Genomic DNA, 25,101 nt, shown 5'->3' with positions numbered 1-25,101 from the left:
CGCGGGCCCGGCGCCGGATCAGTCGCCCTGGCCGGGTTCCGGCGAGAACAGCTCTTCCTTACCGGGCTTGCCGTCCCACTCCTTGGCGTCGGCCGGCGGGTCGCGCTTGAGCGTGATGTTGGGCCACGCCTTGGCATATTCGGCGTTGAGCGCGAGCCACTTCTCGAGCCCCGGCTCGGCATCCGGCTTGATGGCCTCGGCCGGGCATTCCGGCTCGCAGACCCCGCAGTCGATGCACTCGTCGGGGTGGATGACGAGCATGTTCTCGCCCTCGTAGAAACAGTCCACCGGGCACACGGACACGCAATCCATGTACTTGCAGCGGATGCAGTTCTCGGTGACGACGTAAGTCATGGAAAATCCCTTTCGCGGGCCTCGGTTAGCGCAGCCCGGCGCGCCGTTCAAGCGCACGCAAGGCCGCAGCCACCATTACCCGTCACACTTCTGTTATTTCGTCGAAAAGCGCGCGTGCCGATGTAGCATCTCCTCGCCGCTGCGAAAAGCTAACGATTCGCAACACGCGCACGTTCCGGTCGAGGGCAATGGTGAGCACCTGCCCCGCCCGCACCGATTGCGACGGGCTCGTCACCCGCGCGCCGTCGATACGGACATGGCCGGCACGCACCAGATCCGCCGCTGCCTCCCGGGTGCGCACCACGCGGGCATGCCAGATCCAGCGGTCGAGCCTCTGCCGCTCCGCCGGATCCGCCACCGCACCCGTCACCTCACTTGCCCTTCTTCTCCGCCTCCAGGCGCGCCTTCAGCGCGGCGAGGGCGGCGAACGGGCTGTCCGGGTCCGCCGGCTTGTCGCGCCGGCGCTCCTGCTGCGGCGGCCGATGCTCGGCCCGCTGGTCCGCGCGATGCTCCGGACGCGGGCCACGATTGCCCTCGCCCTCGCGCGGTCCGCGGAAGGGACGATCGCCCCGGGGCGGACGCGGCGCGCGCTCGCCCTCGGTGCCGGGCGCTCCGGCTTCGGCGGCTGGCGCCTCGGCGGGACGGCGATGGGGGGGACGACCGTCACGACGCTCACCGCGACGCTCGTTGTCCCTGCCGCCCTCACGGCGCTCGCCATCCTTGCGCTCACCGCCGAAACGGCGGCCCTCGCCCTGCGGACGCTCGCGGCGGGGCGCACCCGGCGGACGGCCAGGACGCCACACCTCGATCATCTCGGGCTCGGCAGGCGCACCTTCCACGGCCTCGGGGCCACCGGGCGCCGCCGGAGCACTCACTTCAGCGGCCACCTCGGCGGCGGTGGGATCGCCGCTTTCGTCAACCGCCTCGACCGTTGCTTCCGCCTCGATCTCGTCGGCGATGACGGCGTCCGCCTCTTCCGCCTCAGCGGCGGGCTCAGCTTCGGCAACCTCGGGCTCGGGCGTCTCGGCCACGGCCTCAACGGCTGTGGCATCGGAAGCCTCGACCTCAGCGGCGTCGACCGCAGCAGCCTCGGCCCCCTCCACAGGCGCAGCCTCGGCGGGCGGCGCGTCGAACAACAGGTCGGCCTCGATAGCGCCTTCCGGCAACGGGGCGAATTCCGCCGGCGCCGGCGCAGGCACCGCGGCGGGAGCCTCGGCCTCGGGCGGGGGCGGCGGGCGGCGCTCCATGCGATAGCCCAGCGACTTGAGGATGGAGGCGAAATCCTCCCCCGAGCAGCCGGCGAGCGACGTCATGCCCACGGTCACGGTGAAACCGCGCCCATCCACCGCGCCCGCAGGCTTGGGGCCGGCGGAGCCCGGCCGCCAGGCCAGCGCCGGGCGGATGAGGTCAGCGAGCCGCTCCAGGATGTCCACGCGCACGGCGCGCTCGCCGCACACGCGGAAGCCCACGGCGCGGTACAGGCCCTTCTGGATCTCGTGATCCACCGGGATGGAGGTGCGCCCGGAGGCTGCCAGATGCGGCAGCTCGTCAAGGCCCTTCTGGGCGAGGCCGCCGTGCTTCAGCGCATAAAGCTCGGCCGCCAGCGACCGCGGGGCGGGCTTCAGCAGCGCGGGAAGATAGATGTGATGGGCGCCGAAGCGCACGCCATAGCCACGCAGGGTGGCGCGGGCGGCCTGGTCGAGCCCCTTCACCTCCTCGGCCACGCGGGCGCGCTCCAGCACGCCGAGGCTCTCGACGATCTGGAAGGCGATGCCACGGGCGATGCCGGTGATGTCTTCCGCCGTGCCGAGCTTGGTAAGCGCGCCGAGCAGCTTCTCGATATGGGCCGACAGCCACAGGGCGATACGGGCCTCCACCTGGTCCCGGACCGGGCCGGTGAGGTGCTCGTCGGCGATGATCTTGAAGCGCGGCTTCAGCACCTCGTCGCCGGGGATGAGCTTGGCCACCGCTTCCCCCGTCCAGCGGACGGTGCCGTCGAACGTGAGCACGAAGGCCTCGTCCACGGCCTGGGCGACGCGGGTGGCGCGTTGCTCGATCTCACCCGCCAGCGCCTTTTGGGCAGCGGCGCGCAGGGCCTTGGCCTCCTCCCCGCCCGCCGCCGGATCCGGGGCGAACTGGAAGCCATGGAGGTGGCCGATGACATGGCCTTCAACGGTAACGTCACCGGTCTTGCTGATTTCAGTTTCGAGCATCGTGTTCTCTCGCAGGCGCCGCATGAGCACGCTGGTTCGCCGGTCCACGAAACGCTGGGCCAGCCTTTCGTGCAGTGCGTCCGACAGCTTGTCTTCGACCCCTCTCGTGACGCCTTGCCAGTGCCCCGGATCCTTGAGCCAGTCGGGCCGGTTGGCCACGAAGGTAAGGGTTCTCACCTGCGCGATCCGGTTCGACAACGTGTCGATGTCGCCTTCTGGGCGATCGGTCAAGGCGATTTGACGCGCGAACCACGCATCGGGGATAAATCCGCCCCCCGAAAGATGCCCGAAAAGCGTTGCCACGAGCTCCGCATGGGCCCCCGGAGACACCTTGCGATAATCCGGCACCTGACAGGCGTCCCACAACCTTTCCACATCGGAGGGCGAGGCAAGGCGGGCTGTCACCTCCGTGTCCCGGCTCATGATTTCGAGCACGGCCACGTCGTCGGCGACCGGCGCGCGGGTCAGCCCCTCCTCCCTGGGAAGCTGGGACAGGCTGGCGAGAAGGGCGGCGGCGGAGCGGAAATCGGGGACGGCGTTGCGCCATTGCAACACCTTCGCGGTGTCGAACACATGCTCTTCCAGCCGGCCCACCAATTCCTCATCGAAAGGCGGGCAGCGGCCGGTGGTGCCGAAGGTGCCGTCCCGCGTCGCGCGGCCGGCACGCCCGGCGATCTGCGCCATCTCGGAGGCATTGAGCTTGCGGAACTGCCAGCCGTCGAACTTGCGGTCCGAGGCGAAGGCCACATGGTCCACATCGAGATTGAGGCCCATGCCGATGGCATCGGTGGCGACGAGATAATCCACGTCGCCCGACTGGTAGAGCTCCACCTGGGCATTGCGGGTGCGGGGCGAGAGCGATCCCATCACCACCGCCGCCCCGCCGCGCTGGCGGCGGATGAACTCGGCGATGGAATAGACCTCCTCCGCCGAGAAGGCGACGATGGCCGAGCGCCGGGGCAGGCGGGAAATCTTCTTCTCGCCCGCGAAGCTGAGGGTGGACAGGCGCGGACGCACCACGATGCTCACACCCGGCAACAGCTTCTCGATCAACGGGCGCATGGTGGCGGAGCCGAGCAGCAGCGTCTCGTGCCGGCCGCGCCGGTTGAGCATCCGGTCCGTGAAGACATGGCCGCGATCAAGGTCTGTGGCGAGCTGGATCTCGTCGATGGCGACGAAGGACACGTCCAGGTCGCGCGGCATGGCCTCCACGGTGGAGACCCAATAGCGCGGGTTCTTGGGCTTGATCTTCTCCTCGCCGGTGACGAGGGCGACCTTGTCCGCTCCCACCCGCTCGACGATACGCTGGTACACCTCGCGCGCGAGCAGTCGCAGCGGCAGGCCGATGATGCCGCTCTCGTGTCCGAGCATGCGCTCGATGGCGAGATGGGTCTTGCCCGTATTGGTGGGGCCGAGGACCGCGCTCACCCCCCGCGCCCTCACGCTGCGCGGCAGAACGGCCCATTGGGTGACGTCATCCATCGGCTGAAATCAGGTCCGCTCACGTGTGGGGGTTCTGTAGCATATCGGGACAGGGGCACCATGGCGAAAGGGGGGGCGTGAACATTTTGCGAACGGAACAGGCGCGAATCACCGCCTGGCCGTCCGTTCATGCCCCGTTCCGTTCCCCTCCTCCCGACCGTGGCAGCCGGCGCGCCCTTGTCCCACATCGGGACAACCGGCGTGGCTGCCAAGAACAAAAGAGAAACGAAAGGCGCGCGAATCACAGCCTGTGGAAAAGTCCCTTTTGTTCCTCCCCCGACGAGGGGGCCGGCGAGGCGCCCCCTGCCCTGCCGCTGCGAAACGCGAAGGCGGCGGCTCCCCTGCCGTCAGCCCCTTGACTTTATGCGCCTTTTCAGCCCCATGAAAATGCCGCGGGTAAGCGGCGGCACCTCAGGAGGCGACTGGTGTTTCTCAAGTGGGCAGAACTTTCGTCCCCGGCCATTGCTGCCCTCGACAAGACGCGCCTCGTCGCCGTGCTGCCCGTGGCCGCGGTGGAGCAGCATGGCCCGCACCTGCCCCTTGGAACCGACCTGTTCATCGCTGAAGGCTATATCGAGCGCATCGCCTTCCAGGTTCCCCGCGACCTGGACGCCGTGTTCCTGCCGGCGCAGGCGGTGGGCAAGTCCGATGAACACATCACCTTCGCCGGCACCCTCACCCTGTCGCCCGCCACCGCGCTCGCCGCCTGGGTCGAGCTGGGTGACTGTCTTGCCCGCGCCGGGGTGCGGCGGCTGGTGCTCATGAACACCCATGGCGGCAACGTGCCGGTCATCGACCTTGTGGCCCGCACCCTGCGCGTGAAGCACCGCATGCTGGCCGTCACCTGTTCCATGCACCGCTTCGGCTATCCGGTGGGCCTGTTCACGGATCATGAGCGCGCCCACGGCATCCATGGCGGCGAGATCGAGACCTCGCTCATGCTCGCCTTCCGCCCCGAATTGGTGGACCTGACCCATGCGGGGGAATTCACCCCCTACAGCGTGGCCATGGAAAGCGAATTCGCGCGGCTGCGGGCCAACCATCCGGTGGGCTTCGGCTGGCTCGCCGAGGATCTCTCCGGCGATGGCGCCATGGGCGACGCGCGCGGCGCCACCGCCCTCAAGGGTGAGGCGGCGGCTGAATTCGGCACGCGGGCCTTCATCGAGTTATTGAGGGACGTGTCGAATTTCGACCTGGAGCGCTTCGACCACCACGTTTGATACCGACGGCCTCGGCCTTCGACCGAGACCGAGAGGGTTTCGCTCAGACGCCGCGCGGGCTCAAGACCGCGCCTCGATCTCCGCCGCCGCGATCAGCTCCGGCAGGCGCGCGCGGTTCAGCGCCAGCCATTGCAGGGCGAGGATGAGGAATCCGTTGATGCAGCGCCCCTGCGCAACGGCGGCCAGCGCCTCGTCCACCGGCACGGCGAACGGCTGCGTCATCTCCGTCTCGTCCCGCGCGCCGGCCCGCGGGGGCAGCGCCCCGGCATCGAGGATGCCGAGATACATCAGGGCGAATTCGTCGGTGACGCCCGGCGTCGGCGTGAAGGTGAGCATGGGCAGGACGAGGCGCGGTTCCACGCCCGTCTCCTCGATGCATTCACGCACCGCCGCCGCTTCCGGGTCCTCGCCCGGTTCCACCAGCCCGGCCACGATCTCCACCATCTCGCCCCGCCCCTGGGGGAGGAGATGGGCGGTGAGGCGGAACTGGCGGATCAGCACCACCAGCTCCCGCCCGGGATCATAACCGAGCACCCCCACCACGCGGCCACCGCGGACGATGTCGCGCACCTGGGTGTCGGACGTGCCGTCGTCGTGATGCAGCACCAGCCGGTAGCGCTCATAAGGCCGGAAGCCCTTGGCCAGCAGATCCGGACCCTCCACGTCCACCCGCGCGGGGCGGTCCTCCATGACGGTCGGCTCTCGCCCTGTCATTGGCGCACCACGCCCTGGCCGGCGATCTCCAGGTTGAAGGCGGCGGCGAACAGGGCCCGCGTATAGGCTTCCTTCGGCTGCTCGAACACGGCGCGTGCCTCGCCCTCCTCCACCATCTTGCCGTCGCGCATGACCAAGATGCGGCTCGCCAGCGCCGAGACCACGCGCAAATCGTGGGAAATAAACATGAAGGTAAGGTCGCGCTTGCGCTGGAGCGCGCGCAAAAGGTCCACGATCTGCGCCTGCACGATCATGTCGAGGGCGCTGGTGGGCTCGTCCAGCACCACGAAGGAGGGCTCCAGCGCCATGGCGCGGGCGATGGAGATGCGCTGGCGCTGGCCGCCGGAGAACTCGTGGGGATAGCGGTGCCGGCTTTCGGGATCGAGCCCCACGTCTTCCAGCGCCGCCACCACCCGCGCTTCCCGCGCCTCGGCGGACAGGCCGCGCTGGTGGACCAGCAGCCCCTCCCCCACGATGTCGCTCACCGACATGCGCGGCGAGAGCGCCCCATAGGGGTCCTGAAACACGATCTGCATGTCGGACCGCAGCGGCCTCATGGCCTTGAAGGACAGGCCATCGATGCGTTGGCCGAGGAAGGCCACCGGCCCCTTGCTGGAGATGAGGCGCAGCATGGCAAGCCCCAGCGTGGTCTTGCCGGAGCCGGATTCCCCCACCACCCCCAGCGTCTCGCCCCGGCGGATGGCGACGGAGACGCCGTCCACCGCCTTCACGTAGCCCACGGTCTTGCGCAGGATGCCGCGCTTGATGGGGAAGTAAACCTTGAGGTCGGTGGTCTCCACCACGATGGGCGCATCGGGGACGATGGGGGCAGGATCAGGCTTCGGCTCGGCCTTCAGCAGCGCCTGGGTGTAGGGGTGGCGCGGATGGAGGAAGGTCTGCTCCGCCCCGCCCTGCTCCACGATCTCGCCCCGCTGCATCACGCACACCCGATCGGCGATCTTGCGCACGATGTTGAGGTCGTGGGTGATGAACAGCATGGCCATGCCGAGGCGGCCCTGAAGCTCCTTCAGGAGCTTCAGGATCTGCGCCTGCACGGTCACGTCGAGGGCGGTGGTGGGCTCGTCGGCGATGAGCAGGTCCGGCTCGTTGGCGAGCGCCATGGCGATCATCACCCGCTGGCGCTGGCCGCCGGACAATTGGTGCGGATAGGCGGAAAGCCGCTCCTCCGGCTTGGGAATGCCCACCTCGCCCAGAAGCTCCAGCGTGCGGGCGCGCGCGGCGGCAGCGCCCATGCCGCGGTGGAGGGTGAGCATCTCCACCACCTGCTGCTCGATGGTGTGGAGCGGATTCAGGGAACTCATGGGCTCCTGGAACACCATGGTGATCTTGTTGCCCCGCACCGCCCGCAGCTCGCGCTCGGGGACGGTGAGCAGGTCGCGCCCCTCGAACAGGATGCGGCCGGAGGGGTGGCTCGCTGCCGGATAGTTCAGCAGCTTCAGGATGGAGAGCGCGGTGACCGACTTGCCGGATCCGGATTCGCCCACCAGCGCCAGCGTCTCGCCCTTGGCGAGGTCGAACGACACATGCTTCACCGCCAGCGCCTGCCCGGTCCCGCTGGGATCATCGGCCCGGCGGAAGGCGACGGACAGGTCTTCGACGGACAGGAGGGGCTGGGTCATGGGTCCGTCCCTCACGAGAAGGTCTTGCGCGGGTCGAAGGCGTCGCGCACCGCCTCGCCCACGAAGATCAGCAGGCTTAGCATGAGCGCCACGGTGAAGAAGCCGGTGAGGCCCAGCCACGGCGCCTGGATGTTGTTCTTGCCCTGGGACAGAAGCTCGCCCAGCGAGGCCGACCCCGGGGGCAGGCCGAAGCCGAGGAAGTCCAGCGCCGTCAGCGTCATCACCGAGGACGAGAGGATGAAGGGCAGCATGGTCAGCGTCGCCACCATGGCGTTGGGCAGCATGTGCCGGGTCATGATGGTGAGGTTGCCCACCCCCAGCGCGCGGGCCGCCTGCACATATTCGAAATTGCGCGCACGCAGGAATTCCGCCCGCACCAGCCCCACCAGCGACACCCAAGAGAACAAAAGCAGGATGCCCAGCAGCACCCAGAAGCCCGGCACCAGCACCGAGGAGATGATGAGCAGCAAATAGAGGGAGGGGATCGCCGTCCAGATCTCGATGAAGCGCTGGAACAGCAGGTCCAGCCAGCCGCCGAAATAGCCCTGCACCGCGCCCGCCGCCACGCCGATCACCGACGAGATGATGGTGAGCGCAAGCCCGAACAGCACCGAGATGCGGAAGCCGTAGATGAGGCGAGCCACCACGTCGCGGCCCTGGTCGTCGGTGCCGAGCCAATTGTATTCAAGGCCCGAGCAGCCGCTCACCCCTTTCTTCTCCGCCACCGCCTTGCATTGGGCCTCGGTGAGCATCCAGGTGGGCGGCGAGGGCGCCGGAGTGGGCAAATCCAGATTGTGGGTGGAATAGGAGAAGCGGATGGGCGGCCAGATCATCCAGCCGCCCTTTTCGGCGATCAGCTTCTGCAGGAAGGGATCGCGATAGTCGGCGTCGGTCTCGAAGTCGCCGCCGAAGGCGGTCTCCGGATAGGCGCGCACCACGGGGAAATAATAGCCGCCGTCATAGGAGACGAGGATGGGCTTGTCGTTGGCGATGAACTCGGCGCTGAGGCTGATGACGAACAGCACCATGAACACCACGAACGACCAGTAGCCCCGCCGGTTGGCGCGGAAATTGGCGAGGCGGCGCCGGTTCAGCGGCGAGAGATCGAAGCGGCCACGCGGCTTCGCCGCGCCCGGCGGCTGGAGCTGGCCGTGGGGTGCGTCGCGGGCGGCGGGCACGTCGGTGGGCTCGCCCGGCTGGAGCACGGGGACTGCGTCCATTCTCAGACCTCCCGCGTCTCGAAGTCGATGCGCGGATCGACCAGCATGTAGGTGAGGTCCGAGATCAAGCCGACGATCAGCCCCGCCAGCGAGAAGATGTAGAGGGTGGCGAACACCACCGGATAATCGCGGTTGAGCACGCTCTCGAACCCCAGGAGGCCCAGGCCGTCCAGGGAGAAGATGGTCTCGATCAGCAGCGAGCCGGAGAAGAAGGCGGCGATGAAGGCGCTGGGAAAGCCCGCGATCACGATCAGCATGGCATTCCTGAACACATGGCCGTAGAGCACGCGCCGCTCGCTCAGCCCCTTCATACGCGCCGTGGTGACATATTGCTTGCGGATCTCCTCCAGGAACGAGTTCTTGGTGAGCAGTGTCATGGTGGCGAACGCGCCGAGCACCATGGAAGTGAGCGGCAGCACCAGGTGCCAGGCATAGTCGACGATGCGCTCCGGCCAGCTCATCTGCCAGAAGTTCTCGGAGGTGAGCCCGCGCAGCGGGAACAGGTCGAGGAACGAGCCGCCGGCAAACAGGATGATGAGCAGGATGGCGAACAGGAACGAGGGAATGGCATAGCCGACGATGATCACCGCCGAGGTCCACATGTCGAAGCGCGAGCCATCGCGCATGGCCTTGGAGATGCCGAGCGGAATGGAGATGAGATAGGTGAGCAACGTCATCCACAGGCCGAGCGAGATGGAGACGGGCATCTTCTCCCCGATCAGCTGCAACACGGTGATGTCGCGGAAATAGGAGCGGCCGAAATCGAAGGTGGCGTAATCCGTGATCATCTTCCAAAAGCGCTCGTGGGCCGGCTTGTCGAAGCCGAACTGCTTTTCGAGCTGCTTGACGAAGGCCGGGTCCAGCCCCTGCGCACCGCGATATTTCGAGCCGGCCCCATCCATGGCAGCGCCCGCCTGGGCAGCGGCGCCGGCGCCGGAGAAGTCGCCGCCTCCGCCGGAGACGCGGGAGGTGGCGGAGACGTCGTCGCCGGTGAGCTGGGCGATCACCCGCTCCACCGGGCCGCCGGGGGCAAACTGGATGACCACGAACGACACCAGCATGATGCCGAGAATGGTCGGCACCATCAGGGCTATGCGGCGGATGATATAAGCGAGCATCACGTCTCCCGATCCGGCCGGACGGTGCAGCCAAGCCGGCGCACCGTCAACCGCCCACCCTCAAGCGTCGGCTTCACCCCCCGCGCGCCGGCTCCGCGCCCGTGCTCCACCAGGTGTCGAGCGCGCCCAGATCATAGCGCGGCTTGGTGGCGGGGCGGGCGAACTGGTTCCAGTAGGCGATGCGATGCTGGCCGGAATACCACTGGGGGATCCAGTAGCGCCCGGCGCGCAGCACCCGGTCCAGCGCCTGGCAGGCGACGACCAGGGCGGCGGCGTCCGAGGCAGCCAGCGCCGCATTGATAAGCCCGTCCACCGCCGGATCGGCGATGCCCGCCACATTGTAGGAACCGCGGGTGCGCGCCGCCTCGGTGGAGAAATAGGCGCGCAGCTCGTCGCCCGGATAGGGCGCGAAGGAATAGCGCCGCACGATCATGTCGAAGTCGAAGCCCTGCAGGCGCAGCTGGAACTGGGCGGGGTCCACGATGCGGAAGGTGGCGTCGATACCCACCTTCTTCAGGTGACCGATGAAGCGCGCCGTATGGCGCTCCATGCCGCCGTCATCGTCCAGGAACTCGATGGTGAAGGCCTCGCCCTTGGCGTCCACGAGCTTGCCCTGCTGCACGCTCCAGCCGGCATCCTTCAGCAGGTTCAGGGCCTGCCGGCGCAGGTTGCGGTCCTCGCCGGTGCCGTCGGAAACGGGCGGCACATAGGGCTCGCCGAACACCTCTTCCGGCAGGCGATCGCGGAACGGCTCCAGCAGCTTCAGCTCGGCCGGAGAGGGCAGCCCCTGCGCCATCATCTCCGAATTCTGGAAGAAGGAGACGGTGCGGGTGTAGCTGTCGTACATGAGGTTTTTGCGGGTCCAGTCGAAATCGAACAGGATCCCGATGGCCTCGCGCACGCGCCGGTCGAAGAATTTTGGGCGGCGGGTGTTGAAGAACCAGCCCTGCACGCCGGAGAAGGAATTGTCCGGAAGGGTCTCCACCTTCACCCGCCCCTCGCGCACGGCGGGGAAATCATAGGCGGTGGCCCATTCGCGGGCGGTGAACTCCTCGCGAAACAGATAGGCCTTTGCCTTGAAGCCCTCCAGGCCAGCCACCCGATCGCGGAAATATTCGTAGCGCACGGTGTCGAAGTTGAAGCGGCCCTTCATCACCGGCAGGTCGCGGCCCCAATAGTCGGCGACGCGTTCATACTCAATGAAGCGGCCCTGCTCGAACTTCTTGACGCGATACGGCCCCGAGCCCAGCGGCACCTCTAGCGAGGACTGGTTGAACGGGTGCTTGGCAAGGAACGCCTTGGAAAAGATCGGCAGGCCAGCGGCGGTGAGCGGCACGTCGCGGGCCCGGCCGGGGCGAAAGCGCATCACCACTTCGTTCGGCCCGTCTGCCTCCACGGCAGTGAGGTCGCGCAGGGCCATGCGGATGGTCTCGTAGGCGTCGGCCTTGAAGGCCTCGAAGGTGGCCACCACGTCCGCCGCCGTCACCGGCGTGCCGTCATGGAAACGCGCCTGCGGGCGCAGCTTGAAGCGGTAGGTGAGGCCCTCGTCGGCGATCACCACCGAGCTGGCGAGGCGGCCGTACATGGCGCTCTTCTCGTCGCCGGCGGCGGTCATGAGCGTGTCGTAAATCAGCTCGATGCCCTGGGCGCCGTTGCCGCGCTGATTGTAGGGGTTCAGCGTGTCGAAGGTGTTGAGGGACTGGTTGTAGAAGGTCGCCCGGCCCATCTGGGAGAACGGCCCGCCCTTGGGCGCGTCCGGATCCACATATTCGAAATGGGTGAAGCCGGGCGGATAGCGCAGGTCGCCGAAGAAGGACAGGCCGTGCCGTTCCACCGCCGCAGCGGAGGCCGCACCCTCATTTGCCGCAGCGTCCGGCGGCGCGGCCTGCCCGCGCGCCATGACGGGCAGGAGGGTGACGGCGGAGGCGGCGGACAACAGCAGCGAGCGGCGCGACAGCCTCATTTGCTGGTCCCGCTGCTGTTCGCCCCGCCGCTGGCCGGGCCGACCGCATTCACCTTGGCCGCCTTGGCCGGATCGAACCACCAGATGTCGGGGAATGCGAAGGAGAAGGTGGGCAGGGTCGGCGGATGGGCGAAGCGGTCCCATCGCGCGGTGCGGGTATAGTTCAGCGTCCAGGCGGGGACGACATATTCGTTCCACAGCAGCACCCGGTCGAGCGCGTGGGTGGCGGCCACCAGGTCCGCCCGGTCGGTGGCGTAGATCACCTTCTCGATCAGGGTATCGACCGCCTTGTCGCGGATGCCGGCAAGGTTGCGCGAGCCCTCCCGGTCGGCAGCTTCCGTCCCCCAGAATTCGCGCTGCTCATTGCCCGGCGAAAGCGACTGGCCCCAGCCTGAGACGATCATGTCGAAGTCCCGCGCCCGCACCCGATTGATGTACTGGGAGGAATCCACGAGGCGGATGGTGACGGTGATACCGAGACGCTCCAGCGCCGGCTTGTAGAACACCGCCACCCGCTCCATGGCCGGGCTGGAGATGAGCAGTTCCAGAGTGAAGGGCTCGCCCTTGGCGTCCACCAGCTTGCGGCTCTTGATCTCGTAGCCGGCGTCCTTCAGCAGGCGGGAGGCCTCGCGCAAATTGGCGCGCCGTGACTCCTCCGTTCCGCTCTCGGGATTGGTGTAGGCGGTGGTGAACACCTGGGGCGGCACCAGGTCCTTCACGCTATTCAGGATGTCCAGCTCGCGGCCCTGCGGCAGGCCGGAGGAGGCAAGCTCCGTGCCGGAGAAATAGGAATTGATGCGCTTGTACTGGCCGAAGAAGAGGGTGTGGTTCATGCCCTCGAAATCGAGCGCATAGTTCAGCGCCCGGCGCACCCGCGGGTCCTTGAACTTGTCCCGCCGCAGGTTGGGAATGAAGGCCTGCATGATGCCGGAGGCGCGGTTCTCGAACATTTCGAGCACCACCCGCCCGTCCGCCCGCGCCGGGAAGTCGTAGGCCGTGGCCCAGTTCTTGGCGGAGGATTCGGTCCGGAAATCATAGGTGTCGGCCTTGAAGGCCTCCAGCATCACCGTGTCGTCACGGAAATACTCGTAGCGGATCTCGTCGAAATTATCCTTGCCCACATTCACGTTGAGGTCTTTGGCCCAATAGTCCTTCACCCGCTCGTAGGTGATGGAGCGGCTGGGCACGAAGCTCTTGATCCTGTAGCCGCCGGAGCCCAGCGGCACCTCCAGCGAGCCTTGGGTGATATCGCGCGGCTTGCCGGCGGCGTCGGTGCCGGTCCACCAGTGCTTGGGCAGGATGGTGAGCTGGCCCACGATCTGCGGCAACTCGCGGTTGCCGGCCTGGTCGAAGGTGAAGGTCACGTCGCGTTCGCCGGTCTTCTCCGCCTTCACCACGTGGCTGTAGTAGAAGCGCTGGTTGGGATTGTTCTTGGTTAGCGCCTCGAAGGAGAACACCACGTCGTCGGGGGTGATGGGGGTGCCGTCATGCCATTTGGCATCGGCCCGCAACCGGTAGGTGACGAAGGAGAAATCCGCCGGATGGCTCACGCCCTCGGCGATGAGGCCGTACTCGGTCGACACCTCATCATACGAGGCGGCCATGAGCGTATCATAGATAAGGGTGATGCCCGCCGCCGGCGTGCCGCGCGGCACCACGAAGTTGAAGGTGTCGAAGGTGCCGTCTTCGGCAAGCCGCAGCAGACCGCCCTTGGGTGCCGCCGGATTCACATAATCGAAATGGGGAAAGCCGGCGGGATATTTCGGCTGGCCCATAAGGGAGAGGGCGTGGCGGAACACCTGCGCGGCCGCCGGAGCGGCGCTGTCCGTGGCGGCCGGAGCCACCTGCGCCTGCGCGAGGCCGGCCGGGGCGACCGCGGCCCACGCCACGGCTGCGAGGACGGCGAAGCGGCGAACGGACGGCAGGGGCATCAGTGTCTCCAGGGCGATTCCGGTGATCTCGGCAATAACCGATTATGACACCGGGAGCGACGGCAGAAACATGGCGGCGGCCCAACCGGTGCCATGCCGCGTGCCACTCGCCGACAGCGCCTCCCAGAGCCCAGGTACGAAAAAGGCCGATCCCGGCGAGGGATCGGCCTTGGATTTCGTCATCCGGCAGCCCGGATGACAATGGCGTGAAAGAAACGCCCGTGGAACAGAGCCCCGCGCCGCCGCAGGGTCGGCGCATGCCCCGATCCTACTTCGCGGCCGTCGGCAGCGGCTTGGGATCGTGGGACAGGCTGTTGAGATAGGCGATGAGGTCCGCCCGCTCGGCTTCCTTCGGGATGCCGGCGAAGGCCATGGCGGTACCGGGCACCGCAGCCTTCGGGCTGGTGAGGAAGGTGTTGAGAGCCAGAGCCGTCCAGTCGCCACCCTTCGCCTTCATGGCGGCGGAATAGGCAAAGCCGGCGGCAGACGCGACCGGACGGCCGACGATGCCGTAGAGGTCCGGGCCGACCTTGGCGCCGGCGCCTTCCTGGAAGTTGTGGCAGGCCGCGCACTTCTTGGCAGCGGCGGCGCCCTTCTCGACCGAGGCGGTAGCAAACAGCTGCTCGATGGGCACTTCCGCGGCCTTGGCCGGAGCAGCGCCACCAGAGGCGCCCTGCTGCACGACGATATCAAAGCCGGGCTTGGCCGGCGCTTCGGGCGCAAACAGGATCTGCGAGACGATCCCCAGCCCGAGGGTCAGCGCCAAGGTGCCCAGAACCGCACCTACAATCTTGTTCAATTCAAAAAAGTCCATCGGCGCTTCGCCCCTCGGAGCCCTTTGTCCTCGCTGCCGCGGCGCATGGAATGGGATCCGGCCGGGCGTGCAAGCATGTCGATGAGCGGCGCGCGAAGAACCCCGCGCACCGTCGGCGACACTAACCACTTTGATCCGAGCGAGGCAACCCGTATAAGGCGCGCCCCAATGCCACTCCCCGCGCCCGCATTGGACGCGGCCCAAAGGGAGCCGCCGACCGCCATGTCCAGCGCCATTCCCAGCGCCCGCGTGCTCGTGCTGATCCCGGCGCGAATGGCCGCCACCCGCCTGCCGGGCAAGCCGCTGGCCGACGTGGGCGGGCGCCCCATGATCGTGGAGGTGGCGCGGCGCGCGGCCGCAGCCGCCGTCGGGCAGGTGGCCGTGGCCACCGATTCCGAGGAGATCGCCGCCGCCGTCCAGGCCTCCGGCTTCACAGCGGTGCTGACCCGCGCCGACCATCCCTCCGGCTCGGACCGGATCTTCGAGGCGCTCGGCGCGCTCGATCCCGATGGCACCGTGGACGTGGTGGTGAACGTGCAGGGCGATCTGCCCACCATCGCCCCGCAGACCATCCGCCGGGCGCTGGCGCCGCTTGCCGAGCCGGCCGTGGATATCGCCACCCTGTGCGCCGAGATCGTGGTGGAGGAAGAGCGCACCGACCCCAACGTGGTCAAGGTGGTGGGCTCACCTTTAGGCCACAACCTGCTGCGCGCGCTCTATTTCACCCGCGCCACCGCGCCTTATGGCGCCGGACCTCTCTACCACCACATCGGCCTCTACGCCTATCGCCGGCCGGCGCTCGCCCGATTCGTCGCGCTGGCCCCCTCGGTGCTGGAGCAGCGCGAGAAGCTGGAGCAGCTCCGCGCGCTGGAAGCTGGCATGCGCATCGACGTGGCGGTGGTGGACGCGGTGCCGCTGGGGGTGGACACACAGGCCCATCTCGACCGCGCCCGCGCGATTCTCGCCCGGGAAGTGGCCGAACAGAAGTGAGGACGTCATGATCCGCCGCATCACCTTCCAGGGCGAGCCGGGCGCCAATTCGCACATCGCCTGCCGCGAGGTGTTTCCGGATTTCGAGGCGGTGCCCTGCGCCACCTTCGAGGACGCCTTTGCCGGGGTCGAGAGCGGCGCGGCCACCTACGCGATGATTCCCATCGAGAATTCGGTGGCGGGACGGGTGGCGGACATCCACCACCTGATGCCCCAGTCGTCCCTCTCCATCATCGGCGAACACTTCCTGCCGCTGTCGCACCAGCTCATGGCGGTAAAGGGGGCAAGCCTCGCCACCCTCAAGAGCGTGCAGAGCCACGTGATGGCGCTGGGCCAGTGCCGCAAGGCCATCCGCACCCTCAACCTCACGGCAGTCATCGGCGCCGACACCGCAGGCTCGGCCCGCGAGATCGCGGAAGCCGGCGACGTGAGCCGCGCCGCCATCGCCTCGCGTCTTGCCGCCGACATCTACGGGCTCGACATCCTGGCCGAGAACATCGAGGACGAGGCCCACAACACCACGCGCTTCATCATCCTTGCGCGCGGCGGGGAATGGGCGCCGGCCGGCAACGGCCCGGTGGTCACCACCTTCGTGTTCCGGGTGCGCAACGTGCCGGCGGCGCTCTACAAGGCGCTGGGGGGCTTCGCCACCAACGGGGTGAACATGACCAAGCTGGAATCCTACCAGCTCGACGGCCGCTTCACCGCCACCCAGTTCTATGCCGACGTGGACGGCCACCCGGATGACCGGCCGGTGAAGCTGGCGCTGGAGGAACTCGCCTTCTTCTCCCGCGAGATGCGCATTCTCGGCGTCTATCCCGCCCATCCCTACCGGGCGCAGTTCGCGGCGGAGCAGGAGACGTTCTGAGGAGACGTGAACTGACGGAGCGCCGCTCCGTCAGTGATCGAAGCGCAGGGCGATGCGCGCCCTGCCGCCGCCGGTGCGGCCGAAATGCACCCGGTCCGACAGGCGCTTGAGCATCCAGGCGGCGAAGGACGCCTGTTCCTTCGCATCGCCCAGCAGTGCCTCGGGCGAGGGCCGCTCCTTGGGCGCCTCCACCACCTCGCCGTCATAGATGAGATAGACGTCGAGATGGGTTTCGTCGAAGCGCGCGCGCAACTCGATGGGTCCTTCGGCGATGCCCGAATCGATCACCAGTTCCAGCGCCTGCGCCACCGTGGGGATGGCGGTGGCGATCACATCCCGCCGCGCGCCCCACACATCGCCCTGCCGCTCCAGGAAGTCGCGAGCGAAGGGGAAGGCGTGCGCGCCCTCCGGCACAATCTCCCCGGTCTCGCGGGCGATGCCGATGCGGAACAAGAGGTTCAGCAGGATGGCGCTGAGCGCTCCCACCGTGAGCGGCGTGGAGAACAGTGGCTGGAGCACCAGCGGCAGCTGCTCTCGTAGCGGCAGGAGGGCCACTGAAAGTCCCGCCAGCACCGACAGCCCCACCACAAACACCCGCCGCTCGCTCAAGCGGCGGGAAGTGACGAGATCCATCCCCGCCACCACCAGATAGGACGAAGTGTAGAGCAGGATACCGCCGATCACCGGCGATGGAATGAGGGTGAGCGCCACGATGGCCTTCGGCAGGAAGGCGATGGCGAAGATCATGGCTCCGGCGAGAATGCCGATGATGCGCGCGGTGGACTGGGTGGCGAACGCCAGCCCCACCGAAGACGAGGAGAGCCCCGACTGGAAGCCGGAGGTCAGCCCGTTGAGGATGTTGCCGAAGCCGCAGGCAGTTACCGCTCTCTGGGCGGCCTGCATATCGGCGCGGCGCCAGTCGGCGTCGTTCATCTTCTCCAGCGAGACGGTGACCGAAAGCACGTCCACGAGGTTCATCATCACCAGCAGCGCCATCAGCGGGAACAGCGCCGGGGCAAACTGGAGGCTCGGCAGCGTCAGCGTCGGCCAGGCGACCAGGGGCGCCGCGGCAATGGCCGCATTCGCCTCCGGATGCCCAGCGCCGAGCACGAGGGCCAGCACCCAGCCGATGCTGGCGCCGGCAAAGACCGCGAACAGCTTCAGCCGTCGCGGGGCAAACACGGTGATGGCGACGATGATGCCCACGGTGGCAAGGCTTGCGAACGTGGCGTTCTGCGCCACCAGCGGCCCGTGGTCGAGCCCCAGCGCCCGGCGCAGGGCCGGCCCGGCCAGCGACACGCCGAGCATGCTCACCGCCACGCCGCACACTTCCGGCGGCAGCAGCACCCGCAACGGGCGCACCAGGCGCGCCATGAACAGCTGGCAGATGCCCACCAGCAGCGTGGTCATGGCCATGAGCCCGAGCCCGCCCAGCATCAGCGCCTGCGCGGCCAAGGGGATCGCCCCCGGCGCCGGGATGTGAACCGCGAGGTAGCCCGAGCCGAAGCGCGTACGCATGCACTGGATGATGGTGGCCACGCCAATGCTCATGGCGCAGGCCGAAAGCATGGCGGACATCTGGTCCGCCGGCAGCCGAGCCTCGGTGGCCGCCAGCACCGGATAGATCAGGAAGGTCACCGCCAGCATGGCGTGCTGGGCGGCAAGCGGCACCAGCGCGGCCGGCGGCACCTTGTCGTCGAGCCCGTAGACGAGGGAGGCCGGGCGCCGCAAGATGCGACCGCCGTGCCGCGGATCGGGAAAGAGGCGTTCGATCCCCCGCCGGAAACGGGACCGCGGCGACCGCGACCGCGCTTTTGCCTCAGGCATCGACACCTTCGACAAAGGCTCGAATGAGGTGATGGGCAATGGCGATGGGCGGCGGCACGAACAGGCCGTCGGGATGGGTGCGCGTAAGCATCAGGGCCGCCTCGTCCCGGTCGAACCAGCGGGCGGCCTCAAGCTCGTTGCGGTCGATGACGATGTCACGGCTTGTCGCTTCGGCGACGCACCCGATCATCAGCGACATGGGGAAGGGCCAGGGCTGGCACGCGCGATAGGTGACGCGTCCGGTGGTAATGCCTGCCTCCTCCAGCGTCTCGCGGCGCACCGCCTCCTCAATGGTCTCGCCCGGCTCCACGAAGCCGGCGAGGCACGACCACATGCCCGGCGCGAAATGCGGCTGGCGGCCCATGAGGCACTTGTCGCCCACGGCCGTCAGCATGATCACCACCGGATCGGTACGCGGGAAATGCTGTGCCCCGCAGGATGGGCAATCGCGTCGCCAGCCGCCATCCAGAATGCGCGAGGCGGTGCCGCAATTGGCACAGAAGCCGTGCCGGCCGTGCCAGCCGAACAGCGCCTTGCCGCAGGCGATGGGAGGCAGGTGGCGCGGCAGCACCAACCCGCCCACCGCAATGGAGCGCAGGTCCGTGACCTTCAGCCCCTGCCCTTCCATCGCTTCCCTCAGGCCGGGATCGAACGACAGGGCAAAACGCGGCGCACCCTCGTCGAGGCCAAGGAAGATCGGATCGCCCCGCCCCCGTGCCTGCGCCTCGGTGCGGGAAAAAAACGGATCGAAAACCGGGCCGTCGCCCTTGAGCGCCACGAGCTCGCCGCCTAGGAGGTAAAATCCTGCGGCAGGATCGGACAGGAGATCCCCGGACGGATCGCAGGCATCGGGGCGCAGGTGCGCGGCCCGGTCGAGCACGCTTCCGACATAGCCGAGGTCCGGCCAGGCGCCGAGTTCAGGACGGGAGAGCAGGGACATGGAAAGGCGCTGATTTCCGGCAGGACAGCCGCCTGTGCGGCCGGCGGCGACCGTCGCATGCACGCGGCCCGGAGGCAAGGTCGCACCTCCCACGCGAAGAAGAGGTCAGGGTCGGACGTCCCAGAGCCGGCGCCATACCTATTCTAGAGGATGGCGAGGCTGGTGCGCAGGGCCGCTAGACGTTCGTCCCGCGCCGACGCCGAAAGCGGCTCGCGGACTCCGACGCCGAACACGGGTCCCGGCCAGGCGGCATCACCCGGTTTGCGGCCCACCACATGCAAATGAAGCTGCGGCACCACGTTGCCGAGCGCCGCCACGTTCAACTTGGCGCAGTCGGAGCTTGTCTTGACCGCCGCCGACACGACCGCGATCTCCTCCATGAGGTGGAGCCGATCGGCGAAAGGCAGGTCGATGATCTCCACCATCTCGGCCCTGCGCGGAACCAACACCACCCAGAAGAAGCGCGCATCGTCCACAAGGCGAACATGGCACAGCGGAAGGTCGCCAACGGCCGGTCCATCGGCCTCGAGGCGAGGATCGAGGCGAAAAGCGTGGTGCTGGCTCATGAAACGGCTCCCTGGGGATCAGGCTTGATGACGCGAGATGCGAAGCCGCACAAGCTCGACCTTTAGCCGCATCGGACACCAATCCCTTCCCGGAGGTTGCAGACCCTGTGCCCCCGTCCCAGCCTTCCACCGATGCGCGCGGACACCGGGACGGCCGGCGTCACCGGGCCGCGCCGTGATCAGGGATGGTTGCCCCCGCCCGCACTTGCCGCTATGGAGGCGCGCAATCACCGCGCGCCCTTGATCGAACCCGCGCGGAAGGACTTTCGGGATGTTTCGCTCGGCCCATCTGATCCGCCTCGACCCGCGCGCCCGTCGGCGCCTCGGCATGGCGTGCCTGCGAAAATGACGCATCCCTGACCCCGGCCCGCCGCATCGCGGGCCGCCCAGAGACGTCTCCCATCCGTTTTCCAGGCGAAGAAAGGCACGAGCGATGGCTCGGCTGGTGATGAAGTTCGGCGGCACCTCGGTCGCCAATATCGAGCGCATCCGCAATGTGGCGCGCCATGTGAAGCGCGAGGTCGAGGCCGGCTACCAGGTGGCCGTGGTGGTCTCCGCCATGTCGGGCAAGACCAACGAACTGGTCGGCTGGTGCAAGGATGCCTCCGCCCTCTACGACCCGCGTGAATATGACGCGGTGGTCGCCTCGGGCGAGCAGGTCACCAGCGGACTGCTGGCCATCGTGCTTCAGGAAATGGGCCTCTCCGCTCGCTCCTGGCAGGGCTGGCAGCTGCCTATCTCCACCGACGACGCCCATGGCTCCGCCCGTATCCTCGACATCGACAGCGACAAGCTCGGCGCCGCCATCGACGGCGGCGAGGTGGCGGTGATCGCCGGTTTCCAGGGCATTCACCTGCCCACGGGCCGTCTCACCACCCTGGGGCGCGGCGGTTCGGACACCTCGGCGGTGGCGGTGGCCGCGGCGCTGAAGGCCGAGCGCTGCGACATCTACACCGACGTGGACGGGGTCTACACCACCGACCCGCGCGTGGTGCCCAAGGCGCGGCGCCTCGACCGCATCGCCTTCGAGGAGATGCTGGAAATGGCCTCGCTGGGGGCCAAGGTGCTGCAGGTGCGCTCGGTGGAGCTTGCCATGGTGCATAATGTACGCACCTTCGTGCGCTCAAGCCTTGTGGATCCCGACGCCCCCGAGACGGCGAACGTGGAAAAGGCCGGTACGCTCATCTGCGACGAGGAGGAGATCGTGGCAAACCAGATGGAATCGCAGGTGGTCACCGGCATCGCCTTCTCCAAGGACGAGGCCCAGGTCTCCATCCGCCGGGTCGCCGACAAGCCGGGCATCGCCGCCGCCGTGTTCGGCCCGCTGGCCGACGCCCACATCAATGTGGACATGATCGTGCAGAACGTGTCGGCCGATGGCTTCACCGACATCACCTTCACCGTCCCCACCGCCGATTTCGAGCGCGCCAAGGCGGTGATCGAGAAGGCGCGGGACACCATCGCCCACCAGGTGGTGGAGGGTGCCGCCGACGTCACCAAGGTGTCGGTCATCGGCATCGGCATGCGCTCTCACGCGGGCGTGGCGGCGCAGGCGTTCCAGGCGCTGGCGGGCAAGGGAATCAACATCCGGGCCATCACCACCTCGGAGATCAAGATCTCCTTCCTGATTGATGCGGCCTATACCGAACTTGCGGTTCGGACTCTCCATTCGCTATACGGGCTGGACAGCTGATGGACGGACCCGCGGGGGCACGCCGTTCAACGCAGAGCCCCGCGGGCACCTGAAACCCGCCCACATTTAAGGATGCGGCCGATGCGTGGCGCGCTCGGCGGTCCGCGCGTATTGCTCCGCCGCCTCCGTGAGGTGATGGCGGAGCCGGTCAGCGCGCAGGACCGTCTCGACAAGATCGTGGTGCTGATTGCCGCCAACATGGTGGCAGAAGTCTGCTCGGTCTATGTGCTCCGCGTCGACCAGACGCTGGAACTCTACGCAACCGAAGGCCTGAACCGGGACGCGGTTCACCTCACCGTCATGCGCGTGGACGAGGGCCTGGTCGGCCATGTGGCGCGCGAGGCGGAATCCCTCGCGCTGTCGGACGCCCACGCCCACCCGGAATTCTCCTACCGCCCGGAAACCGGCGAGGAGGTCTACAACTCCTTCCTCGGCGTGCCGATCCTGCGGGCCGGCAACACGCTGGGTGTGCTGGTGGTGCAGAACCGCGCCCGCCGCACCTACACGGAAGAGGAGATCGAGGCGCTCCAGACCACCGCCATGGTGCTGGCGGAGATGATCGCCTCCGGGGAACTGACCGCGCTGGCCAAGCCCGGTGCCGAGCCGGCGGTGCGCCGGCCCCTGCATCTGAAGGGCGTGGCGCTGGCGGATGGCCTCGGGCTCGGCCACGTGGTGCTGCACGAGCCGCGCATCAAGGTCACCAACGTCATCGCCGACGACGTGGTGAAGGAGACCGCCCGCCTCGACGCCGCCATCGGCAAGCTCAGGCACTCCATCGACCTGATGCTGGAGGACGACGGCCTCGCCAAGGCTGGCGAGCACCGCGACATTCTCGAAGCCTACCGCATGTTCGCCCACGACCGGGGCTGGATGCACAAGATGCGCGAGGCCGTGCTCTCCGGCCTCACCGCCGAGGGCGCGGTGGAGCGGGTGCAATCGGATACCCGTGCCCGCATGATGCGCGCCTCCGACCCCTATCTGCGCGAGCGCCTGCACGACCTCGACGACCTCGCCAACCGCCTGTTGCGCGAGCTGACCGGCCGCAATCGCAGCTCGGAGCGCGAGGCGCTGCCGGAAAACGCCATCCTCGTCGCCCGCAACATGAGCCCGGCGGCGCTGCTGGACTACGACCGATCGCGCATCCGCGGCCTCGTGCTGGAGGAAGGCGGCACCACCAGCCACGTCACCATCGTCGCCCGTGCGCTCGGCATCGCCGCCGTAGGCCAGGTGGAGAATGCGGCCGGCCTTGCCGATCCCGGCGACCCCGTCATCGTGGACGGGCAGGCCGGCGAGGTGCATCTGCGCCCGCCCGGCGATGTCGAGGAAGCCTATGCGGAGAAGGTGCGCTTCCGCGCCCGCCGCCAGGCCCAGTATGCCGCGCTGCGCACCCGCCCCTCGGTCACCAAGGACGGGGTGCATATCGAATTGCACCTGAATGCCGGCCTGTTGGTGGACCTGCCCCATGTGACGGAAACCGGCGCGGCGGGCATCGGCCTGTTCCGCACCGAGCTTCAGTTCATGATCGCCTCGGCCTTCCCGCGCATCTCGGAGCAGTTGAAGCTCTATCGCGCGGTGCTGGATGCCGCCGGTGAGCGCCCCGTCACCTTCCGCACCCTCGACATCGGCGGCGACAAGGTGCTGCCCTATATGCGGACTGTCGAGGAAGAGAACCCGGCGCTGGGCTGGCGCGCCATCCGCCTGGGGCTCGACCGGCCGGGGCTGCTGCGCAGCCAGTTGCGCGCCCTGCTGCGGGCCGGCGCGGGGCGCGAATTGCGCATCATGTTCCCCATGGTTGCGGCGGTGGAGGAATTCGACCGCGCCCGCGCCATCGTCGAGCGCGAGTTGACCCATCTGCGCAAGCACGGCCACGGCCTGCCCGAGAAGGTCTATATCGGCGCCATGGTGGAGGTGCCGTCCCTGCTGTTCCAGCTGGACGAGATCCTTTCGCGCGCCGACTTCCTTTCGGTGGGCTCCAACGATCTGGTCCAGTTCCTTTATGCGGCGGACCGCTCCAATGTGCGGGTGGCGGACCGCTTCGATCCGCTGTCGCCACCGGCCCTGCGGGCCTTCCGCCTGGTGGCGGAGGCCGGCCAGCGCCACGGCAAGCCGGTGACCCTGTGCGGGGAGCTGGCATCGCGGCCGCTGGAGGCGGTGGCCCTCGCCGCACTGGGCTACCGGGCACTGTCGGTGTCGCCGGCCTCCATCGGCCCGGTGAAGGCCATGATGCTGGAGCTGGATGTCTCCGCCGCCCGCAAGGTGCTGCTGCCCCTGCTGGAGGACAAGAGCGGCATGGCCGATCCGCGCGCCGCGCTCGCAGCTTTCGCCAAGGCGAGCGGGCTGCCCATTTAGGGCGCGTCCAAACGGCCGCCCCCACTGCGTTTTCTGGACGCAAACCGGCTTCACCCTTGCGGAAAACGCCTGAGACCCATGACCTCCCTGCCCACCGCCAAGCTCGACCAGTTGGTCGCGCGCCATGCCGAGATCGAGGCCGCCCTCTCCCGCGGCGCGGAGGGTGAGGAATATGTGCGCCTCGGCCGCGAGTTTTCCGACCTGTCGCCCGTGGTGGAGCAGGTGCGTGCCCTGAAGGACGCCGAGCGGGACCTGGAGGGCGCGCGCGAGCTTCTGGCCGAATCCGCCGCCGACCCTGAGATGCGGGAGATGGCCGAGGCGGAGGTGGAGCGCCTTGAAGACCGCATCGAGGCTCTAGCCACCGCCGTGCGTCTCGCGCTCCTGCCCAAGGACGCCATGGACGAGCGCGGCATCATCCTTGAGGTGCGCGCCGGCACCGGCGGCGACGAGGCCGCTTTGTTCGCCGGCGACCTCTACCGGATGTACACGCGTTATGCCGCCGAGAAGGGCTGGAGCGTGGAAATCCTCTCCGAGAGCGAGGGGACCATGGGCGGCTATAAGGAAATCGTCGCCGCTCTCCACGGCCGCGGCGCCTATGCGCGCCTGAAGTTCGAGAGCGGGGTCCACCGGGTCCAGCGGGTGCCGGCCACCGAGACCAGCGGACGCATCCACACCTCCGCCGCCACCGTCGCGGTGCTGCCTGAGGCGGAGGACGTGGACGTGGACATCAACGAGGCGGACCTGCGCATCGACGTGTACCGCGCCCAGGGCGCCGGTGGCCAGCACGTGAACAAGACGGAAAGCGCCGTGCGCATCACCCATCTGCCCACCAACACAGTGGTGGCGGTGCAGGACGAGCGCTCCCAGCACCGCAACAAGGCCCGGGCCATGGCGCTCCTGCGCGCGCGCCTGCTCGACGACGAGCGCCAGAAGAAGGAGGCCGGCCGCGCTGCCGAGCGCAAGGGCCAGGTGGGCTCCGGCGACCGCTCGGAGCGTATCCGCACCTATAATTTCCCGCAGGGGCGCGTCACCGACCACCGCATCAACCTCACCCTCTACAAGCTGGACGAGGTGATCGCCGGCACGGCGCTGGACGAGATCATCGACCCGCTGCTCACCGAGCACCAGGCCGCTTTGCTCGCCGCCGCCGAGGAGGCCTGAGCCGTGGGCAGGAGAGGCGTGGGCAGGAGAGGCGTGGG

The 25,101-nt window shown here is 68.1% G+C and carries 19 protein-coding genes; 6 read left to right on the top strand and 13 right to left on the bottom strand.

Annotation, left to right across the window (positions count from 1 at the left end):
- Positions 1-18: 18 nt before the first annotated feature.
- The 3 genes from fdxA to FBQ73_RS20470 form a co-directional block, all read right to left on the bottom strand.
- The gene (gene fdxA, locus FBQ73_RS20480) at positions 19-354 is read right to left on the bottom strand and encodes a ferredoxin FdxA (RefSeq protein WP_138401338.1); all 336 of its coding nucleotides are present in this window, start codon (positions 352-354) and stop codon (positions 19-21) included.
- Between the two features lie 82 nt (positions 355-436).
- Positions 437-724, bottom strand: a complete 288-nt coding sequence (locus tag FBQ73_RS20475; protein ID WP_138401337.1) for an RNA-binding S4 domain-containing protein — start codon at positions 722-724, stop codon at positions 437-439.
- Position 725: 1 nt separating this feature from the next.
- The gene (locus FBQ73_RS20470; protein WP_138401336.1) at positions 726-4,049 is read right to left on the bottom strand and encodes a helicase-related protein; all 3,324 of its coding nucleotides are present in this window, start codon (positions 4,047-4,049) and stop codon (positions 726-728) included.
- A 425-nt stretch (positions 4,050-4,474) separates the two neighbouring features.
- Here FBQ73_RS20470 and FBQ73_RS20465 point away from each other — a divergent pair, with 425 nt between their 5' ends.
- Positions 4,475-5,269 carry a creatininase family protein gene (locus FBQ73_RS20465; RefSeq protein ID WP_246089798.1) on the top strand — a complete coding sequence of 265 codons (795 nt, stop codon included), beginning with the start codon at positions 4,475-4,477 and terminating at the stop codon, positions 5,267-5,269.
- Positions 5,270-5,329: 60 nt separating this feature from the next.
- On the opposite strand, the gene FBQ73_RS20460 is transcribed toward FBQ73_RS20465, so the two are convergent.
- The 7 genes from FBQ73_RS20460 to FBQ73_RS20430 form a co-directional block, all read right to left on the bottom strand.
- Positions 5,330-5,959 carry an NUDIX domain-containing protein gene (locus FBQ73_RS20460; protein WP_246089797.1) on the bottom strand — a complete coding sequence of 210 codons (630 nt, stop codon included), beginning with the start codon at positions 5,957-5,959 and terminating at the stop codon, positions 5,330-5,332.
- 20 nt (positions 5,960-5,979) lie between these two features.
- Complete coding sequence (locus FBQ73_RS20455) at positions 5,980-7,623, bottom strand: ABC transporter ATP-binding protein (RefSeq protein WP_138401333.1); 1,644 nt, start codon at positions 7,621-7,623, stop codon at positions 5,980-5,982.
- Positions 7,624-7,634: 11 nt separating this feature from the next.
- Entirely contained in the window at positions 7,635-8,843 is a 1,209-nt protein-coding gene (locus tag FBQ73_RS20450) for an ABC transporter permease (protein WP_138401332.1), read from the bottom strand.
- A gap of 2 nt (positions 8,844-8,845) precedes the next feature.
- On the bottom strand, positions 8,846-9,961 hold the full coding sequence (locus FBQ73_RS20445; RefSeq protein WP_138401331.1) for a microcin C ABC transporter permease YejB: 1,116 nt from the start codon (positions 9,959-9,961) through the stop codon (positions 8,846-8,848).
- 73 nt (positions 9,962-10,034) lie between these two features.
- A complete protein-coding gene (locus FBQ73_RS20440) occupies positions 10,035-11,924 on the bottom strand; it encodes an extracellular solute-binding protein (RefSeq protein ID WP_138401330.1) in 1,890 nt (629 codons plus the stop codon).
- Complete coding sequence (locus FBQ73_RS20435; protein WP_138401329.1) at positions 11,921-13,855, bottom strand: extracellular solute-binding protein; 1,935 nt, start codon at positions 13,853-13,855, stop codon at positions 11,921-11,923. The genes FBQ73_RS20440 and FBQ73_RS20435 overlap by 4 nt, the downstream gene beginning before the upstream one ends.
- Positions 13,856-14,123: 268 nt before the next feature.
- Positions 14,124-14,669, bottom strand: coding sequence for a c-type cytochrome (locus FBQ73_RS20430; RefSeq protein ID WP_138401328.1), 546 nt, complete (start codon positions 14,667-14,669; stop codon positions 14,124-14,126).
- A gap of 222 nt (positions 14,670-14,891) precedes the next feature.
- Between FBQ73_RS20430 and FBQ73_RS20425 the strand changes: the two genes are divergently transcribed.
- Positions 14,892-15,659 (top strand): 3-deoxy-manno-octulosonate cytidylyltransferase, encoded by a 768-nt coding sequence (locus FBQ73_RS20425; protein WP_138401327.1) that lies wholly within the window; start codon positions 14,892-14,894, stop codon positions 15,657-15,659.
- Positions 15,660-15,666: 7 nt separating this feature from the next.
- On the top strand, positions 15,667-16,527 hold the full coding sequence (locus FBQ73_RS20420; RefSeq protein WP_138401326.1) for a prephenate dehydratase: 861 nt from the start codon (positions 15,667-15,669) through the stop codon (positions 16,525-16,527).
- A 30-nt stretch (positions 16,528-16,557) separates the two neighbouring features.
- On the opposite strand, the gene FBQ73_RS20415 is transcribed toward FBQ73_RS20420, so the two are convergent.
- The 3 genes from FBQ73_RS20415 to FBQ73_RS20405 form a co-directional block, all read right to left on the bottom strand.
- Positions 16,558-18,258, bottom strand: coding sequence for a solute carrier family 23 protein (locus tag FBQ73_RS20415; protein ID WP_170218987.1), 1,701 nt, complete (start codon positions 18,256-18,258; stop codon positions 16,558-16,560).
- An 88-nt stretch (positions 18,259-18,346) separates the two neighbouring features.
- The gene (nudC, locus tag FBQ73_RS20410; RefSeq protein WP_138401324.1) at positions 18,347-19,294 is read right to left on the bottom strand and encodes an NAD(+) diphosphatase; all 948 of its coding nucleotides are present in this window, start codon (positions 19,292-19,294) and stop codon (positions 18,347-18,349) included.
- A gap of 143 nt (positions 19,295-19,437) precedes the next feature.
- Positions 19,438-19,860, bottom strand: coding sequence for an HIT domain-containing protein (locus tag FBQ73_RS20405; RefSeq protein ID WP_138401323.1), 423 nt, complete (start codon positions 19,858-19,860; stop codon positions 19,438-19,440).
- Between the two features lie 433 nt (positions 19,861-20,293).
- Between FBQ73_RS20405 and FBQ73_RS20400 the strand changes: the two genes are divergently transcribed.
- From FBQ73_RS20400 to prfA, 3 genes are all read left to right on the top strand, one after another.
- Positions 20,294-21,553, top strand: coding sequence for an aspartate kinase (locus tag FBQ73_RS20400; RefSeq protein WP_138401322.1), 1,260 nt, complete (start codon positions 20,294-20,296; stop codon positions 21,551-21,553).
- A gap of 81 nt (positions 21,554-21,634) precedes the next feature.
- Positions 21,635-23,902 carry a phosphoenolpyruvate--protein phosphotransferase gene (ptsP, locus tag FBQ73_RS20395; RefSeq protein WP_138401321.1) on the top strand — a complete coding sequence of 756 codons (2,268 nt, stop codon included), beginning with the start codon at positions 21,635-21,637 and terminating at the stop codon, positions 23,900-23,902.
- A gap of 78 nt (positions 23,903-23,980) precedes the next feature.
- Entirely contained in the window at positions 23,981-25,063 is a 1,083-nt protein-coding gene (gene prfA / locus FBQ73_RS20390; RefSeq protein ID WP_138401320.1) for a peptide chain release factor 1, read from the top strand.
- The last annotated feature ends 38 nt before the right edge of the window (positions 25,064-25,101 follow it).

It is taken from the genome of Xanthobacter autotrophicus, from assembly GCF_005871085.1.
Taxonomy (GTDB): Bacteria; Pseudomonadota; Alphaproteobacteria; order Rhizobiales; family Xanthobacteraceae; genus Xanthobacter; species Xanthobacter autotrophicus.
This window is presented reverse-complemented; position numbering and strand designations above follow the sequence as displayed.